Source organism: Acidovorax sp. AC410, assembly GCF_979253235.1.
In genome coordinates this window covers 92660-109211 of sequence record NZ_CEEDCG010000001.1, presented here as the reverse complement: position 1 = coordinate 109211, position 16552 = coordinate 92660, and the positions used below count along the sequence as shown (strand labels likewise).

Below are 16552 nucleotides of genomic sequence, written 5' to 3'. Positions count from 1 at the left end.
TTTTCATGGCGCGTTCGGTGCCGTCAAAACTTGGCGTGCAAAGCCAGGTAGTAGCGGCGACCGTCTTCGTTGAAGTCGGCCGAGGTGGTGCGGTCGAAAGTCCTGTTGGTCAGGTTCAGAATGCCGCCGCGCAGCGTGAGCGCCTCGGTGATGCGCCAGCCTGCGCTGAGGTCGGCAATCGCGTAGCCGGCCTTCTCCACCTTGTTCTGGCCGTTGGATGGCACATTGATGTACTGGGCGCTGTGGTAACGCAGGCTGCTGCTCACGGTCAACAGCGCGGTGGCGCGCCAGTCGGCACCCAGGTTGACGACGTGGCGCGGCCGGTAGGTCAGCGGCAGGGCGATGGCGCCGCTGGTGTTCCTGGCGTCGGTGATGGTGTAGTTGGCGCGCAGGCTCCAGGCGGCCGTGGGGCGCGCCGCCCAGCTGGCTTCGAGCCCGCGCGAGCGCACGCTAGCGATGTTCTGGTAGCGGAAGATCGGGCGGCCATCGGGCAGGTAGCCGACGAAGTTGTCGTAGCTCGGCGCCAGCGCGCGGTCGGCCGTGCGGTTGGTGATGTCGATCATGTTCTTCAGGTCGGTGTTGAAGAACGTCAGCCCGCCGCTGTGGATGCCCTGGGCGAACTGCAGGCCCAGTTCCTGGCTGGTGCCGGTTTCGGGTTGTATGGCATTGCTGCCCACGATGTAGCAGCCCACGGTGGCGTTGCCGCAGGAGACCGATCCCCAGTTGGGGCTGCCCTGCAGCAGCGTGGGCGCACGGAAGGCGCGGGAGACGCCGCCCTTGACGGTGAGGGCATCGCTCAGGTGGTAGACCGCGTAGGCGCGCGGGCTGTTGTGGCCGCCGAAGTTCTCGTGGTGGTCGAAGCGATTGCCCAGGGTGATGGCGAGCTTGTCGCTGATGCGGATCTCGTCCTCCACGAACAGCGCCCACTGGCCGATGGAGGTTTCGGGGCTGGCGTTGTAGCCCGCCGTGCCTGGCAGGCCGCGCAGGTTGGCCGGGTCGTTGAGCTTTTCATGGCGCACGTCGAAGCCCGCCGTGACGAACTGGTTGCCCCAGGCCACGGGCAGGTTGAGCTTGCCGCTCAGGTTGCTGGTGCGGGCCTTGTTGGGGTTGACCTGGCCCGTGACCATGCCGGTGAGGTTGCGGATCTCGTCGGCCGCGTAGGTCAGCTCGGTGTTGCCGAAGCCCCATTTCCCCTTGTGGCGCAGCGCCACCGCATCGCGCTCCATCAGAAAGCCCGCGTGGTCGCGCCGGCTGGTGTCCACGTCGGCGGTGATGCTCTGGCGGGTATCGGGCGTGAGGGCCAGCTGCGCGCCGAACAGGCGGTTGCGGATGTGTTGCAGCCCGGTCTGGCGCGTGCCCGAGGCCGGCAGGGAGTTGATGTTGGCGCCGTCGGCATCGCGCTGGTCGTAGGCGCCCGTGAGTTTGAGGCCCAGCAGGTCGGTGGTGATGGGACCGGCCAGCGAAAAGCCGGCCAGGCGGCTGTCGCCGGCCTGCTTGTCCTGCTGCCTCACCGTCTCCACACGGGCCGAGCCGCGCCATTTTTTTCCCACGGGGCGCGTGATGATGTTGACCACGCCACCGATGGCGTCCGAACCGTAGAGCGAGGACATCGGCCCGCGCACGATCTCGATGCGCTCGATCTCGTCGGTGGCCACCCAGCCCGTGTCGTAGTCGTTGCCGCGGAACATGGCCGAGGTGGCGTTCACGCGCTTGCCGTCGATCAGCATCAGCGTGTAGGCCGAGCCCAGGCCGCGCAGCTGCACGCCGGGCACCAGGTTGCCGCTGCGGCTGAGCGTCACACCCTCCACCGTGCCCAGCAGTTCGGCCAGTTCCTGCACGGGTCGGCGCTCGATCTCCTCGCGGGTGATCACGGAGATGCTGGCCGGTGCCTCGCGCAGCTCCTGCTCGTTGCCCGAGGCGGTGACCACGACGGTGGAGAGGGCAGGGGTGGCAGGGGCTTCGGCGGCCGCCTGCGCATGGACCCCGGCAGCGGCGAGGGCGGCGCACAGCGCGGTCAGTGCCAGGGGGAGGGTGTTGGTACGGAAATGCATGCAGTCCTCGGATCTGTTGTATGTTCTAAATGAGAATGAAACCCGTTTATCATTTCACGCTTCCGCCCCCGTGGGCCGCCGCCATGTTTGACATTCCCCCAGAAAGCTTTGCGCTGTGCCCAGAAATGCCCGTCCTCGGGCTGCCCGAGCTCACGCGCAACCTGCACCTGCTGGGCGGTGACTACCAGGTCAGCGGCATGCAGGCGGCACCGCGCGAGGTGCTGCGCGGCAGCATGGAGACCCTGGAGCTGCGCCCCGGCCTGGTGCTCTACCGCACCGAGCTGCAGGACCTGTGCACGCTGCGCACCTCCAACCTGCTGTACCCCGGACTCAAGCTGTGCATGCTGGTGCAGGGCAGTTCCGAGTTGTCGTACGGGCGGCGCAGCTTCGTGCTCGGCCCGGGGGCAGGGCGCACCGCCGCCGCCCTGGTGGCACTGGCCGAACCCGACCGCTTCACGCGCCATTGGCAGAGCGGTCGTGCCGAGCGCAAGGTCTCGCTCACGCTGATGCCCGAATGGCTGGAGGCCAACGGCGTGGCCAATGGCGCCGTGCGCGCCTTCTGCCGCCAGCACCTGGCCGTGGCGCCATGGCGGCCCTCGGCGCGCGCCATGGCCCTGGCCGACCAGATCGGCCGCCCGCCCGAGATGGCGCCCGGCCTGCGCCGCCTGTGGCTGGAGAGCCGCTGCCTGGACATCGTGGTCGAAGCGCTGGACGTGATCGCGCGCCAGCCGGGCGCGACCGCTGGCGAACTGAAGGCCCTGGAGGCCCAGGACGCGCTCGACGCGCGCAGCCACCGCCGCCTGCGCGAGCTGCGCGACTTCCTGGACAGCGGCGGCGCCGACGCCATGCCCCTGGCCGCCATCGCGCGCCATGCGGGCATGAGCGCGGCCCACCTGCAGCGGCATTTCCCCAAGGTGGGCGGCACCTCGGTGGTGGACTACCTGCGCCAGCGCCGCCTGCTGCGCGCGCGCCAGGCGCTGGAGCGCGGTGAGGCGGACGTGGCCGGCGCCGCGGCGCTGGCCGGCTATGCCAGCGCGGCCAACTTCGCGACGGCGTTTCGCCGCTGTTTCGGCATTACGCCGCGGCAGGCGCGCCAGCGGCTGTGAGGACACCATCAGAGACAGGTCAATTCGTATTGATAATTATTCTCATATAATTTCCCCGATAGCCAGCCATTGCCAGCCCCGCATACCAGGGGTTTCCGGCGTCCGAAGCCAGCTCTGTTCCAAACCCTGATTCAGAGAGAAGGTTTCCCCCGTGGCGTACCCGACCGACAACTTCCCCCGTTTTGCACTCCGTCCGCTGGCCCTGGTGGCCGCCCTGGCGTGTACCTCCTTCACCGGCGCCCACGCGCAGACCGCGGGCGCGCCCGTGCAGATCGTGGCTGCGGGCCCGGCGCTCAAGGAGGTGGTGATCAGCGGTTCGCGCAGCGAGCAGAACCCCGACGAGCTGCCGATGAGCATCGACGTGATCAACTCGCGTGCGCTCGAAGAGGGCCAGGTGCGCGACATCCGCGATGCGGTGCGCGAGCTGCCCAATGTCTCCGTCACGCGCTCGCCGGCGCGCTTCTCGCTGGCCAGCGGCTCCACCGGCCGCGAGCAGAACGCGGGCTTCAACATCCGCGGGCTCGATGGCAACCGCGTGCTGATGATGGTGGACGGCATCCGCCTGCCGCGCAGCTACGTGTTCAGCGCCAACGCCTTCGGCCGCGACTACCTGGACATGGGCCTGTTGCAGCGCATCGAGGTGGTGCGCGGCGCCACTTCGGCGCTGTACGGTTCGGACGGTATGGCCGGCCTGGTGAACTTCATCACCGTGGACCCCGAGAACTTCCTCAAGGACGGCAAGACCCTGGGCGGCCAGGTGAGCGCCGGCTACGACGGCGACGACCACGGCAAGCGCCTGGGCGCCACGGTGGCCGGCCGCGCCAACGACACAGTGCAGTGGCTGGTCAGTGGCAGCGTGAACCGTGCGCGCGAGCTCGACAACATGGGCACCAACGACTCGGCCAACGCCGACCGCACCCTGCCCAACCCGCAGAAGGACCAGGGCGGCGCGCTGCTGGCCAAGGTGGTGCTCACGCCCGGCGGCGGCCAGCGCCACGCCTTCACGCTGGAGCATGTGGACAAGACCTCCGACTACGAGCTGCTCACCGCACGCTCCAAGCCGCCGCTGGCGGCCACCTCCACGCTGTCGTCCAACTCGTCCACCGACATGCAGCGCACGCGCGCCACGTGGGAGGGCCGCTGGCGCCTGAACACCGGCTTTGCCGACGACGTGAAGGCCACGCTGAGCTTGCAGGACGCGCACTCGCGCGAGTACGCCTTCGAGGACCGCAGCACCGCCGCCGACCGGGTGCGCGACGTGACCTACGACGAGCGCAGCTGGCAGGCCAATGTGCAGGGCAGCAAGCTGCTGCGCACGGGTGGCAACTGGGTGCAGAAGATCACCTACGGCATCGACCATTCGTCCGCCAAGGTCACCAACCTGCAGGACGGCGTGACGCCGCCCGTGGGCGAGACCTTCCCGCTCAAGCGCTTTCCCGACACCACCGAGACCAGCACCGCCCTGTATGTGCAGGACGAGATCATGAGCGGCCCCTGGAGCGTGACGCCCGGCGTGCGCTTCGACACCTTCCGCATCAAGGCCGAGCAGAGCGGCTTCGGCGCGCAGGCGGTCTCGCTGTCGGGCAACGCCACCTCACCCAAGCTCGGCGTGCTGTACCGCGCCACCGATGCCTGGAGCGTGTTCGGCAACTATGCTGCGGGCTTTCGCGCGCCCAATGCCGGCCAGGTCAACGCCTTCTTCGAGAACCCGGTCAGCAACTACAAGACGGTGCCCAACGGCGACCTCAAGCCCGAGAAGAGCCAGAACTTCGAGCTGGGCGTGCGCGGCCGCATGGATGCGCTGTCCATCGAAGCGGCGGCCTTCACCGGCCGCTACAAGGACTTCATCGAAGACCTGCGCCAGGTGGGTGGCACCGGCGCGCCGGGCAACCCGCTGGTGTTCCAGTCGGTCAACATCGGCCGCGTCAAGCTCAATGGCTTCGAGGTCAAGGGCGACGTGCGCTGGGGCAGCTTCGCGGGCGGCCAGCTGAGCACGCCGTTTGCCTACGGCCAGACGCGCGGGCGCGACACCGCCACTGGCAAGCCGGTCAACACCGTGGACCCGCAGCGCCTGACGGCCGGCCTGCGCTACGACACCAGCGCGTGGATGGCCCGCCTGGACCTGACGCACGCCGCCGCCAAGAAGGCCAGCGACGTGACCGTGGCCACGGGCAGCACGCAGTACCTCACGCCTTCGTACACGGTGCTCGACCTGTCGGGCCAGTGGCGCATCCGCAAGGACCTGCGCCTGAACGCGGGCATCTACAACCTGACCGACAAGAAGCACTGGCGCTGGGCCGACGTGCGCGCTCTGGCCGCCAACGCCAGCTTCATCGACGCCTACAGCCAGCCCGGCCGCTCCGTGCGCGTCTCGCTGGTCGCGGACTTCTGACCGATCTTTCGAACCCATCCATCACGGCTTTCCTTCCAGGGAGACAGACCATGAGCCAAGCAACCGATACCACCGCCTCGGGCGCCCATTGCGACGAGGAATACAGCCTGCCCTGCGCCGAGGCGCTGCTGGCCGGCACGCTGGCCCTGATGACGGGCTACGTGCAGGCCTGCTGCGACAGCCACCGCGATGCGATGGGCCGCAAGATCACCGCCAACCTGCAGATGCTGGCCGATGCCGAGGGCTTCACGCCGCACTTTCGCACCGTGGTCTGGAGCCTGCAGGGCCGCTGGGCACAGCAGAGTTCTGGCCAGGGCGCGGACGCCGCGAGCGCTGCCCTGTCGGCCGCAGAGCAGCGCCGCGCGCTGTGGCTGACCGCACCGGAGACCGTGCAATGAGTGATGGACTGAACAACGCCGACCTGAGCGGCCTGCGCCTGCAGACCGCACCTGCCATCCGCGCGCAGTTCGCGGCCGTGCGCGCCACGGGCAAGCGTGCCAAGGATGCCGCCGAGGCCCTGGGCCTGTCCGAGGGCGCGGCCATCGCCGCCCACGCGGGCGAGCACGAATTCCCGCTCAAGGCCGTGCCGCTGCAGGGCGGGTGGCTGCAGCTGCTGCTGTCGCTGGAAGCCTGCGGCCCGCTGATGGCGCTGACACGCAATGAAGGCGTGGTGCACGAGAAGACCGGCGTCTACACCAACCTCTCGGCCACGGGGCCGGTGGGCCTGGCCCTGGGCGAGGACATCGACCTGCGCCTGTTCTTCGCGCAGTGGCATGCCGGCTTCGCGGTGACCGAGGCCGCCGCCGACCCGGCGCGCGCGCCCCAGCGCAGCCTGCAGTTCTTCAACGCCCACGGGCGTGCGGTACACAAGGTCTTCGTGCGCGACGCCACCGACCTGGCCGCGCTCGATGCCGTGGTGCAACGCTTTGCCCAGCCGAGCGCAGGCTATGTGTTCGGCGCCGCACCGCTGGCCGAGGTGGCGCGGCCCGATGCCGAGATCGACGCCCCCGGCCTGCGCGAGGCCTGGGCCGCGATGCAGGACACGCACGAGTTCTTCGGCCTGACCAAGAGGTTCGGCGTGGAGCGCCAGCAGAGCTTTCGCCTGGTGGAAGGGCAGTTCGCCTGGCGCCTGGCGCGTGAATCCGTCACCGCTCTGCTGCAGGGTGCGGCGGGCGGCGGCCTGCCCATCATGGTCTTCGTCAGCAGCGGTGGCTGCATCCAGATCCACACCGGCCCTGTGGCCAACATCAAGCCGCTCGACACGCCCGGTGGCGCGCAGTGGATCAATGTGCTCGACCCCGGCTTCAACCTGCACCTGCGCACCGACATGGTGGCCAGCGTGTGGCTGGTGCAAAAGCCCACGGCCGACGGCGTGGTGACCTCGGTCGAGGCCTTCGACCCTGCAGGCGAGCTGATGGCCATGTTCTTTGGCGCGCGCAAGCCCGGCAAGCCCGAGCTGCAGGGTTGGCGCGATCTGGCAGCCGGCTTGCCGCGACTGCAGGAGCTGGCCCATGCCGCGTGATACCGGGTTGATCGAACGCCGCCACCTGCTGCGCGGTGCTGCGGCGTTGCCCTTGTCTCTTGCCTTGGGCCAGGTCCATGCCGCAGGGGCTGCGCGCATCGTCTCGCTGGGCGGCGCGCTGACCGAAGTGGTCTACCTGCTGGGCGCGCAGAGCCAGCTCGTGGGCACGGACACGACGAGCCTGTTCCCCGAGGCCGCGCTCAAGACCGCCAAGGTCGGCTACATGCGCCAGCTCTCGGCCGAGGGGCTGCTGTCCCTCAGGCCCGATGCCGTGGTGGGCACCACCGAGGCAGGGCCGCCCGTGGTGCTGGACCAGGTGCGCAGCGCCGGTGTGCGCGTGGAGTTGGTCAAGGCCGACCACACCTGGGACGAGGTGCAGCGCAAGGTGGCTGCCGTGGGCCGCGTGGCGGGCCGCGAGCGCGAGGCCGCCGCCCTGCAGGCCGACCTCGACGCCCAATGGGCGGCGGTGCAAAAGAGCGTGGCCGCGGCAGCGCGCCGCCCGCGCGCGATCTTCATCCTCTCGCACAGTGGCAGCCCCATGGTGGCCGGCACCGGTACCGCAGCCGATGCGCTGATCCGCTTTGCCGGCGGCACCAACGCCATCACCCAGTTCGCTGGCTACCGGCCGCTCACGGCCGAAGCCATGGCCAGCGCCGCGCCCGAGGTGCTGCTCAACAGCACCCAGGGCATCGAGGCGCTGGGCGGCGAGGCGGCCTTCTGGCAGCGGCCCGAGTTGGCGCTTACCCCCGCCTTCCGCCGCAAGGCCCTGGTGACGATGGAGGCCAGCCAACTGCTCGGCTTCGGGCCGCGCTTGCCTGGTACCGTGCGGGAGATCCAGGCGCGCATGCAGGCGATCACCGCGTGAGCGGGTTGGCAGCCGTGCAGCCCCTGGTGCGGTGCACCCCGGGGCGCCTGTCCCCGCGCACCGCGCTGGCGTTGGGCCTGGCCCTGGTGCTGCTGGCCTTTGTCTGGGGCAGCACGCAGGGCGCCTATGCGATCACGACCGCCCAGCTCTGGCAGGTGCTGCTGCAGGCCGTGGGTGCCGTGCCGGCACCCGAGCATGCGCCCGAGTACCTGGTGTTCGTCAACATCCGCCTGCCGCGCCTGCTGATGGGCGTGGCCGCCGGCGCGGGCCTGGGCCTGGCTGGCGCGCTGATGCAGGGGCTGTTCCGCAACCCGCTGGCCGACCCCGGCCTCATCGGCGTGAGCAGCGGTGCCGCGCTGGCGGCGGCGCTCGCCATCGTGCTGGGCATGCACTTTCTGCCCGATCTGCCGCGCACCCTGGGCAGCTGGACCCTGGTGCTCATGGCCTTTGGCGGCGGCCTGCTGGTCACCGCGCTCATCTACGGCCTGGCGCAGGCCGATGGCGGCACGCGCATGGGGCTGATGCTGCTGGCCGGCGTGGCGGTCAATGCGCTGGCGCTGGCGGGGATCGGCTACCTCAATTTCATCTCCACCGACGAGCAGTTGCGCAACATCCAGATGTGGCTGCTGGGCAGCCTGGGCGGGGCGCGCTGGAGCGCCGTGGCCCTGGTGGGCAGCGTGGTCGCGGTGGCCTGCGGCCTGGGCCTGGCGCTGGCGCGCCCGCTCAATGCGATTGCCCTGGGCGAGGCACAGGCCGCGCTCTTGGGCGTGCCGGTGGAGCGCACCAAGCGCCTGGCCGTGCTGGTGACGGCGCTGGCCGTGGGGGCCGTGACGGCGGCCACCGGCATCATCGGCTTCATCGGCCTGGTGGCGCCGCACTGGGTGCGCCTCGTGGCCGGGCCGGACCACCGCGTGGTGCTGCCCTGCTCGGCGCTGCTGGGCGCCACGCTGGTGCTGGCGGCCGACGTGGTGGCGCGCACCATCGTCAAGCCGGCCGAGCTGCCGCTCGGCGTGCTCACGGCCTTCATCGGCGTGCCCTTGTTCCTGGCCATGCTGCGCCAGTTCAGGAGCAAGGTATGACCGCGAACCTGCTCCATCCCGGCGATCCGCTGGTGTGCGATCAACTGGGGGTGGGCCTGCCCGGCAGGCCCCTGCTGGCCACCGTGCATGCACGCCTGGCGCCTGGCCGCTTTACCGCCATCCTCGGGCCCAATGGGGCGGGCAAGTCCACGCTGCTGTCCATGCTCTCGGGCCAGCGCGCGCCGCGCTCGGGTTCGGTGAGCCTGGGGGGCAGGGCGCTCTCGGCCATTGCCGCGCTGGAACTGGCGCGCCTGCGCGCCGTGCTGCCACAGGAGACGGCCGTGGCCTTCGACTTCACGGTGCAGGAGGTGGTGGAGATGGGGCGCTTTCCCCACCGCCAGTCGCCCAGTCGGCAGGAGGCGCGCATTGCCCACGATGCCATGGAAGCCACCGGCGTGGCCCACCTGGCGACGCGGGGCGTCAACACCCTCTCGGGCGGCGAGCGCGCACGCGCCCACCTTGCCCGTGCGCTGGCCCAGATCTGGGAACCAAGGCCCGATGGCGCCACACGCTGGCTGCTGCTCGACGAGCCCACGGCCGCGCTCGACCTCGCCCACCAGCACCAGGCCATGGCCCTGGTGCGCCGCTGGGCGGTGGAGCAGGGCATCGGCGTGGTGGCCGTGCTGCACGACCTGAACCTGGCGCTGCGCTATGCACACGACACGGTGCTGATGGGTGCGGGGCGCTGTGACGTAGGGCCCACGGGCGAGACGCTGGACGCCGCGGCCATTGCGCGCGTATGGGGAGTGGAATGCTCCGAGGTGCGCGCCAGCGACGGCACGCCGCAGTTTCTTGTGGCGGCCGGATGATGCGCAGATGACGATTCGGTCATCTGCCATGGCCATGCCCTTGGCCCCATGGGGACATGCGCGCTTGGGCATGCTGCGCTGCACGATCTTGTCACTAGAATGCGCGCACACCATGCGCCGCCTGCTCCTCGCCTTCCTGCTGCTGTTCATGCCGCTCCAGTCCATCTGGGCGGCGGCATCGCCGTATTGCGGGCACGAGGCAGCGCCGCAGGCCTCGCATTTTGGCCACCATGTGCACGAGCACCAGGCCGATGAGCAAGCCGCGCCATCCCAGACCAGTGAAACGCCCGACCATAGGGGCCTTGCCACCTCTGGCACGGCCGACATGGATTGCCACGCCTGCCACGGCGCGGGCAGCGGCATGGCGCTGAGCGCCGGCGCCCAGGCCATCGTGGTGTCGGTGGGCCGCCCTGCGTCCCAGGCGGCGCCAGCCTGGGTCCACCCACCCCTCTCCCGCCCCGAACGCCCCAATTGGTCCGACCTCGCCTGAGCGGCGAGGCGGGGCACCGGGTAGCCCCTTCCTGACGATTCCTCGCGGCCCTGGCGGGCCGCAGCGGTGCGCGCTTGCGTGCCGGGCATCGTGCCTTGCCGATTTCAACCCTGTGGCCCTCGGCCACTGCAGAGGAATCGGATGCAACGAACGAGAAGAACCATCAACCACACCCCACGGCTGCGCATGGCCGCCGTGGTCCTGGCGTGGGCGCTGGCCGGCAGTGCGGCGCTGGCCCAGTCGCCGCCGGCACCGCCGCCGCTCACGCTCAAGGCCTTGTTCGACAGGGCCTGGGAGCGCCAGCCCGAGGCACAGTCGGCCGCACTGCGGCGCGAATCGGCGCAGGCCGCGCGCAGCGGCGCATCGTCCTTTACGGCCGAGCCCGCCGCACTGGAGCTGTCCACCAAGACCGACCGCCCCGGCAGTAACCAGGGCAACCGCGAGGTCGAGGTGGGCGTGGCCATGCCCCTGTGGCTGCCCGGCGAGCGTGCGCGCAAGGCGGCGCTGGGCGACGCCGAGATCAAGGCCGTGGAAACCCGCCGCCTCGCCGCGCAACTGCAACTGGCCGCCACCGTGCGCGAAGCCTGGTGGACCCTGCAGCGTGCGCAGGCGGAACTGGGCCTGGCGCAGGACCGGCTGCAGAACGCGCAGCGCCTGGCCGCCGACGTGGCCCGGCGCTTCAAGGCGGGTGACATGTCGCGCGCCGACCAGGCCCAGGCCGACGGTGCCGTGGCCCAGGCCGAGGCCACCGTGGCCGAGGCCGCGGGTGCGCGCGATGTGGCGCAAGCCGCCCTGGCCGCATGGGGCGGCAGCGCCGTGGTGGGCGCGGAGCCCGAGGCGGAAGCGATGCCCGGCACCGCGCTGCCGGACGACCACCCGGCCGTGGCCAACTGGCAGGACCAGGCCGAGGTCGCGCGCCGCGCCGCCGACCTGGCTGCCGTGCAGACCCGTGCCAACCCCGAACTGACCGTGGCCGCCACGCGCGGGCGTGAGCAGGCGGGCGAACGCTACCTGCAAAGCTTCACCGTCGGCCTGCGCGTTCCCCTGGGCGGCGGCGACCGTGCGCGCGCCAAGGAGGCCGCCGCACGCGCCGACGCACTCGACGCCGAAGTGCGCGCCCGCGTGGAGCAGGACCGGCTGGCCGCCGACGTGGCCGCCGCCATGGCGCGCGTGAAGGCCACCCAGGCCCAGCGCGAGGCCATGGACCGCCATGCGGTACTGGCGCGTGACACGCGCGGCTTCATCGACAAGGCCTTCCGCCTGGGCGAAGCCGACTGGCCCACGCGCCTGCGCGTGGAGCTCGAAGCCGTGCAGGCCGAGCGCCAGTGGGCGCGTGCCCGCATCGATGCTGCGGCCGCCGTCTCCACCCTGCGCCAGGCCCTGGGCCTGCTGCCGCAGTGACCGCCCCATCCACCCCGACCCCATTCTTGTGACCACCATGCAACTCCTTTCTCTTCTTTCCACACTGGGCCTGGCCCTTGTGCTGAGCCTGCTGCCGCCAGCAGTCCATGCCGATGCCGGCCATGACCATGGCGAGGCTCCCGCCGCTGCGGCCGGCCCAGGCCTGCCGCGCTTTGCCGCCACCTCCGACCTGTTCGAGCTCGTGGGCGTGCTCGATGGGCAAAAACTGGCGCTCTACCTCGACCATGCAGGCGACAACAGCCCCGTGAAGGAGGCGCAGTTGGAGCTGGACATCGCCGGCACGCGCGTGCCCGTCACCCGCGTCGCCGAGGGCGAGTTCCAGGCCGCGCTGGCCGCACCGCTGGCCGAGGGCGTGAGCCCCGTCACGGCCACCGTGGTGGCCGGCACTGAGACCGACCTGCTGGCCGGCGAGATCGATGTGCATGCCGCAGCCCATGCGCATGCCGAGCTCGCGGGCCGGCGCTATGCGCTGGTGGCGGGTGCCGTGGCTGCCGTGCTGCTGGCCCTGGCCGCCGTATGGGGTCTGCGGCGCAGCCGCGCTGCCCGCGTGGGAGGTGCAGCATGAAGCAATCACTTCCAACCCGCACCCTGGCGGCCTTGCTGGTGGCCACCGGCCTGTGTGCCCCCCTGAGCGCAGTGGCCGGCGAAGGCCATGACCATGGCGACGCACCTGCGGCCGCCGATGGCAATGGCCCCAAGCGCCAGCCCGATGGCAGCGTTTTTTTACCCAAGCCCGCGCAGCGCCAGCTGGGCGTGCGCACCCTGGTGGCTGCTGAAGGGCAGCATGCCAAGGCTTTCGAGCTGGCCGGCACTGTGGTGATGGACCCGAATGCCGGCGGCAAGGTGCAGGCCGCGCTGGCTGGCCGGCTGGAGGCCGGGCCCAAGGGCCTGCCCGGTGTGGGCCAGGCAGTGCGCAAGGGCGAGGTGCTGGCCTATGTGGTGCCCACGGCGGGCGCCATCGAGCGCTCCAACCAGGTGGCCCAGCAGGCCGAGCTGCGCGCCGCGCGCGACCTGGCCGCACGCCGCGTGGCGCGTTTGAAGGACTTGGCAGACACCGTGCCGCGCAAGGACATCGAGGCGGCCGAGAGCGAGCTGCAAAGCTTCACCCAGCGCCTGGGCGCCGTGGGGGCGGGCCTGTCCACGCGCGATGCGCTGGTGGCACCCGTGTCGGGCGTGATCGCCTCGGCCAACGCCGTGGCAGGGCAGGTGGTGGATGCGCGCGAACTGCTGTTCGAGGTGGTGGACCCTTCGCGCTTGCGCGTCGAAGCCCTGGCCTACGACACGGCGCAGGCCCACAGCGTGGCCGGTGCCGCGCTTGCCGTGGGCGGGCAGCGCGTGCCGCTGCGTTTTCTGGGCGCGGCGCGCAGCCTGCGCGACCAGGCGCTGCCGCTGCAGTTTGCGGGCGACTCGGCGGTGCTCGGCACTTTGGCCCTGGGCCAGCCCGTGCGAGTGTTCGTGCAGTCCACCGAGCAGGCCGCCGGCGTGCAGGTGCCCGTGGCCTCGCTGCTGCGCAACCCCGCGAACCAGACCATCGTCTGGGTCAAGGAGTCGCCCGAGCGCTTCGTGCCCCGCGTGGTCACCTACGTGCCGCTGGACGGCACCTCGGTGGCCGTGACCTCGGGCCTCAAGGCCGGTGACCGCGTGGCCACGCAGGGCGCCACGCTGATCAACCAGGTCCGCTAGGAGCCACCCCCATGTTCAAGTGGCTACTCGAAAACAGCCTGGCCAACCGGCTGCTGGTGCTCATCGCGGCCGGCGTGCTCATGGCCTATGGCGCGTTCACGCTCTCGCGCACGCCGGTGGACGTGTTCCCCGACCTCAACAAGCCCACGGTCACGCTGATGACCGAGGCCGGCGGCATGGCCGCCGAGGAGGTGGAGCAGCTCATCACCTTCCCGCTGGAAACCACGATGAACGGGCTGCCCGGCGTGGAGAGCGTGCGCTCCACCTCCAGCGCGGGCCTGTCCTTCATCTACGTCACCTTCGACTGGAGCACGGACATCTTCCGTGCGCGCCAGATGGTGTCCGAGCGCCTGTCGTCCATGGAGGAGGGGCTGCCCGTGGGCGTGACGCCGCGCATGGGTCCCATCAGCTCCATCATGGGCGAGATCATGCAGGTGGCGATCCCCATCGACGTGCAGCGCACCACGCCCATGGCCGTGCGCGAGTACGCCGACTGGGTGCTGCGCCCGCGCCTGCTGGCGATTGCCGGCGTGGCGCAGGTGATCCCCATCGGCGGCGAGGTGCGCCAGTTCCAGGTGCAGCCGCAAACGGCGCGCATGGCCGAGCTGGGCATCACACACGACCAGCTCACAGGGGCGCTCAAGGGCTTCTCGGCCAATACCTCGGGGGGCTTTCTGGAGCTCAACGGGCGCGAGTACCTGATCCGCCACCTGGGTCGCACCTCGCGCCTGGAAGACCTGCAGAACCTGGCGCTCACCGCGAAGAACGGCCAGCCGGTGCTGCTGCGCCAGGTGGCCGAGGTGACCTTCGCCGCGGCCCTCAAGCGCGGCGACGCGGGCTTCGAAGGCAAGCCCGCCGTGATCCTCGGTATCCAGAAGCAGCCCACGGCCGACACGATTGCGCTCACGCGCAGCATCGAGGCAGCACTTGGGGACCTGAAGAAGTCGCTGCCCGCGGGCATGGAGGCGCCGCGCGTCACCTTCCGCCAGGCGAGCTTCATCGAGGCCTCGGTCACCACCTTGCAGGGCAAGCTCATGGGCGCCTCGGTGTTCGTGGCGGTGATCCTGTTCGTGTTCCTCGGCACGCTCAGGCCCACGGTGATCGCGCTCACGGCCATTCCGGTGTCGATCTTCATCACGGCGCTGGTGTTCAAGTACTTCGGCCTGTCGATCAACACCATGACGCTGGGCGGCCTGGCCATTGCCATCGGCGGCCTGGTGGACGATGCGGTGGTGGATGTGGAGAACGTGCTGCGCCGCCTGAAGATGGACCGCGCCAAGCACCCCAACCACCGGCTGCACCCCATCGAGGTGGTCAAGCTCGCGTCGATGGAAGTGCGCTCGGGCATCCTCTACGCCACGGCCATCATCGTGCTGGTGTTCCTGCCGCTGTTCGCGCTGCCGGGCATTGAGGGGCGGCTGTTCGTGCCCCTGGGCATCGCCTTCATCGTCTCCACCGTGGCCTCGCTGCTGGTGTCGGTCACGGTGACGCCGGTGCTGGCCTTCTACCTCTTGCCGCGCATGAAGAACCTGGACCATGGCGACACGCGCGTGGTGGCCTGGCTCAAGGCGCGCTACCGCAGCGGGCTCACCGGCGTGCTCGCACACCCGCGCATCGCCATGGCCGTGAGCGCCGTGGCGGTGGTGCTTTCGGTGGCGGCGGTGCCGTTCTTTCCGACCACCTTTTTGCCGCCTTTCAACGAGGGCACGCTGCTCATCGGCATGCGCCTGAACCCGGGCGTGACGCTGGCCGAATCGGCCGCGCTGGCCAGCCAGGCCGAAGTGCTGGTGCGCCAGGTGCCCGAGGTCACTCACGTGGGCCGGCGCAGCGGCCGGGCCGAGCTGGACGAACATGCCGAGGGCGTACACGTGAGCGAACTCGACGTGGGCCTGCTGCCTGCGGCCGAGATGAAACGCAGCATGGCCGAGGTGCAGGCCGACATCCGCAGCCGGCTGGCGCAGATGCCGGCGGCGATTGCCATCGGCCAGCCGATCTCGCACCGCATCGACCACATGCTCTCGGGCGTGCGCTCGCAGATCGCGATCAAGCTCTTTGGCGAAGACCTCGACACCCTGCGCGGCCAGGCCGATGCGTTGCGCGCGCGCCTGGCCAGCATCGACGGCCTGGCCGACCTGGAGGTGGAAAAGCAGGTGCTGGCGCCGCAGATCACCGTGCGCGTGGACCATGCCGCGGCCGCCCAGTACGGCGTGCCGGCCGCGCAGGTGCTGGCCACCTTGCAGGGCCTGGTGGAGGGCGAGAAAGTCACGCAGATCGTGGAGGGCAGCCGGCGCTTTGCGCTGGTGGTACGCCTGCCCGAGAGCGCGCGCTCACTCGAAGGCCTGGCGCAGATCATGATCGAGACCCCGCGCGGGCGGGTGCCGCTGTCGCGCCTGGCGAGCATCGAGGACGGCGACGGCCCCAACCAGATCAGCCGCGACGACGGCAAGCGCCGCATCGTGCTGTCGGCCAACGCGCAGGGCCGGGCGCTGTCCGACGTGGTGGCCGACATCCGCAAGGTGGTGGGCGAGACGCGCCTGCCCGATGGCTACTTCATCACCCTGGGCGGCCAGTTCCAGGCCCAGGAGGAGGCCAGCCGCCTGGTGGGCATGCTGGCCATCGTCTCGCTGGTGCTGATGTTCGTGGTGCTGTACACGCGCTACCGCTCGGCCACGCTGTCGGCGCTGATCATGGCCAACATCCCGCTGGCGCTGGTGGGGGCCGTGCTGGGGCTGTGGATCTCGGGGCAACCGCTGTCGGTGGCGGCGCTGATCGGCTTCATCACGCTGGCCGGCATCTCGGTGCGCAACGGCATCCTGAAGGTGAGCCACTACCTGAACCTGATGCGCGTGGAGGGCGAGAACTTCGACACCGCGATGATCGTGCGCGGCTCGCTCGAACGCCTCTCCCCCGTGCTCATGACGGCCCTGGTCACCGCCTTCGCGCTTGCGCCGCTGCTGCTGGAAGCCGAGCGCCCCGGCACCGAGATATTGCACCCGGTGGCGGTGGTGATCTTCTCGGGCCTGATCAGCTCGACCTTGCTCGACACCTTCCTCACCCCGGCCCTGTTCTGGCTGTTCGGCCGCCGTGACGCCGAACGCCTGCTCGATGACAAGAACGCCGAGGCGTTCTGAGC

Annotated in this window: 13 protein-coding genes; 12 read left to right on the top strand and 1 reads right to left on the bottom strand. The window is 70.4% G+C overall.

The features are described 5' to 3' along the window. Positions 1-23 precede the first annotated feature (23 nt). Complete coding sequence (locus AC0IZS_RS00465) at positions 24-2051, bottom strand: TonB-dependent receptor domain-containing protein (RefSeq protein WP_471633850.1); 2028 nt, start codon at positions 2049-2051, stop codon at positions 24-26. Between the two features lie 83 nt (positions 2052-2134). On the opposite strand from AC0IZS_RS00465, the gene AC0IZS_RS00460 reads away from it, so the two are divergent. The 12 genes from AC0IZS_RS00460 to AC0IZS_RS00405 all read left to right on the top strand — a co-directional run bounded on the left by AC0IZS_RS00460 (position 2135) and on the right by AC0IZS_RS00405 (position 16550). Beyond that, positions 2135-3157 carry a helix-turn-helix domain-containing protein gene (locus AC0IZS_RS00460; RefSeq protein WP_471633849.1) on the top strand — a complete coding sequence of 341 codons (1023 nt, stop codon included), beginning with the start codon at positions 2135-2137 and terminating at the stop codon, positions 3155-3157. Positions 3158-3308: 151 nt separating this feature from the next. Continuing rightward, positions 3309-5549, top strand: a complete 2241-nt coding sequence (locus AC0IZS_RS00455) for a TonB-dependent hemoglobin/transferrin/lactoferrin family receptor (RefSeq protein ID WP_471633848.1) — start codon at positions 3309-3311, stop codon at positions 5547-5549. Between the two features lie 50 nt (positions 5550-5599). After that, the gene (locus AC0IZS_RS00450) at positions 5600-5947 is read left to right on the top strand and encodes a hypothetical protein (RefSeq protein ID WP_471633847.1); all 348 of its coding nucleotides are present in this window, start codon (positions 5600-5602) and stop codon (positions 5945-5947) included. After that, positions 5944-7071, top strand: coding sequence for a hemin-degrading factor (locus tag AC0IZS_RS00445; RefSeq protein ID WP_471633846.1), 1128 nt, complete (start codon positions 5944-5946; stop codon positions 7069-7071). The genes AC0IZS_RS00450 and AC0IZS_RS00445 overlap by 4 nt, the downstream gene beginning before the upstream one ends. Next, entirely contained in the window at positions 7061-7936 is an 876-nt protein-coding gene (locus AC0IZS_RS00440; protein WP_471633845.1) for a heme/hemin ABC transporter substrate-binding protein, read from the top strand. The genes AC0IZS_RS00445 and AC0IZS_RS00440 overlap by 11 nt, the downstream gene beginning before the upstream one ends. Then, the gene (locus tag AC0IZS_RS00435) at positions 7933-9015 is read left to right on the top strand and encodes a FecCD family ABC transporter permease (protein ID WP_471633844.1); all 1083 of its coding nucleotides are present in this window, start codon (positions 7933-7935) and stop codon (positions 9013-9015) included. Before AC0IZS_RS00440 ends, AC0IZS_RS00435 begins: the two co-directional genes overlap by 4 nt. Beyond that, entirely contained in the window at positions 9012-9824 is an 813-nt protein-coding gene (locus tag AC0IZS_RS00430) for a heme ABC transporter ATP-binding protein (protein ID WP_471633843.1), read from the top strand. Before AC0IZS_RS00435 ends, AC0IZS_RS00430 begins: the two co-directional genes overlap by 4 nt. Positions 9825-9936: 112 nt before the next feature. Further along, on the top strand, positions 9937-10314 hold the full coding sequence (locus AC0IZS_RS00425) for a hypothetical protein (protein WP_471633842.1): 378 nt from the start codon (positions 9937-9939) through the stop codon (positions 10312-10314). Positions 10315-10500: 186 nt separating this feature from the next. Continuing rightward, a complete protein-coding gene (locus AC0IZS_RS00420) occupies positions 10501-11715 on the top strand; it encodes a TolC family protein (RefSeq protein ID WP_471639447.1) in 1215 nt (404 codons plus the stop codon). 37 nt (positions 11716-11752) lie between these two features. Beyond that, positions 11753-12301: a hypothetical protein gene (locus AC0IZS_RS00415; protein ID WP_471633841.1), complete on the top strand. Its 549-nt coding sequence runs from the start codon at positions 11753-11755 to the stop codon at positions 12299-12301. Then, a complete protein-coding gene (locus AC0IZS_RS00410) occupies positions 12298-13419 on the top strand; it encodes an efflux RND transporter periplasmic adaptor subunit (RefSeq protein ID WP_471633840.1) in 1122 nt (373 codons plus the stop codon). The genes AC0IZS_RS00415 and AC0IZS_RS00410 overlap by 4 nt, the downstream gene beginning before the upstream one ends. Positions 13420-13430: 11 nt before the next feature. Further along, positions 13431-16550, top strand: a complete 3120-nt coding sequence (locus AC0IZS_RS00405) for an efflux RND transporter permease subunit (protein ID WP_471633839.1) — start codon at positions 13431-13433, stop codon at positions 16548-16550. Positions 16551-16552 lie beyond the last annotated feature (2 nt).

Coding starts and splice junctions, on each gene's coding strand:
- AC0IZS_RS00465 (WP_471633850.1), bottom strand. CDS start 2,051: ATGCATTTCCGTACCAACACCCTCCCCCTGGCACTGACCGCGCTGTGC.
- AC0IZS_RS00460 (WP_471633849.1), top strand. CDS start 2,135: ATGTTTGACATTCCCCCAGAAAGCTTTGCGCTGTGCCCAGAAATGCCC.
- AC0IZS_RS00450 (WP_471633847.1), top strand. CDS start 5,600: ATGAGCCAAGCAACCGATACCACCGCCTCGGGCGCCCATTGCGACGAG.
- AC0IZS_RS00445 (WP_471633846.1), top strand. CDS start 5,944: ATGAGTGATGGACTGAACAACGCCGACCTGAGCGGCCTGCGCCTGCAG.
- AC0IZS_RS00440 (WP_471633845.1), top strand. CDS start 7,061: ATGCCGCGTGATACCGGGTTGATCGAACGCCGCCACCTGCTGCGCGGT.
- AC0IZS_RS00430 (WP_471633843.1), top strand. CDS start 9,012: ATGACCGCGAACCTGCTCCATCCCGGCGATCCGCTGGTGTGCGATCAA.
- AC0IZS_RS00425 (WP_471633842.1), top strand. CDS start 9,937: ATGCGCCGCCTGCTCCTCGCCTTCCTGCTGCTGTTCATGCCGCTCCAG.
- AC0IZS_RS00420 (WP_471639447.1), top strand. CDS start 10,501: ATGGCCGCCGTGGTCCTGGCGTGGGCGCTGGCCGGCAGTGCGGCGCTG.
- AC0IZS_RS00415 (WP_471633841.1), top strand. CDS start 11,753: ATGCAACTCCTTTCTCTTCTTTCCACACTGGGCCTGGCCCTTGTGCTG.
- AC0IZS_RS00410 (WP_471633840.1), top strand. CDS start 12,298: ATGAAGCAATCACTTCCAACCCGCACCCTGGCGGCCTTGCTGGTGGCC.
- AC0IZS_RS00405 (WP_471633839.1), top strand. CDS start 13,431: ATGTTCAAGTGGCTACTCGAAAACAGCCTGGCCAACCGGCTGCTGGTG.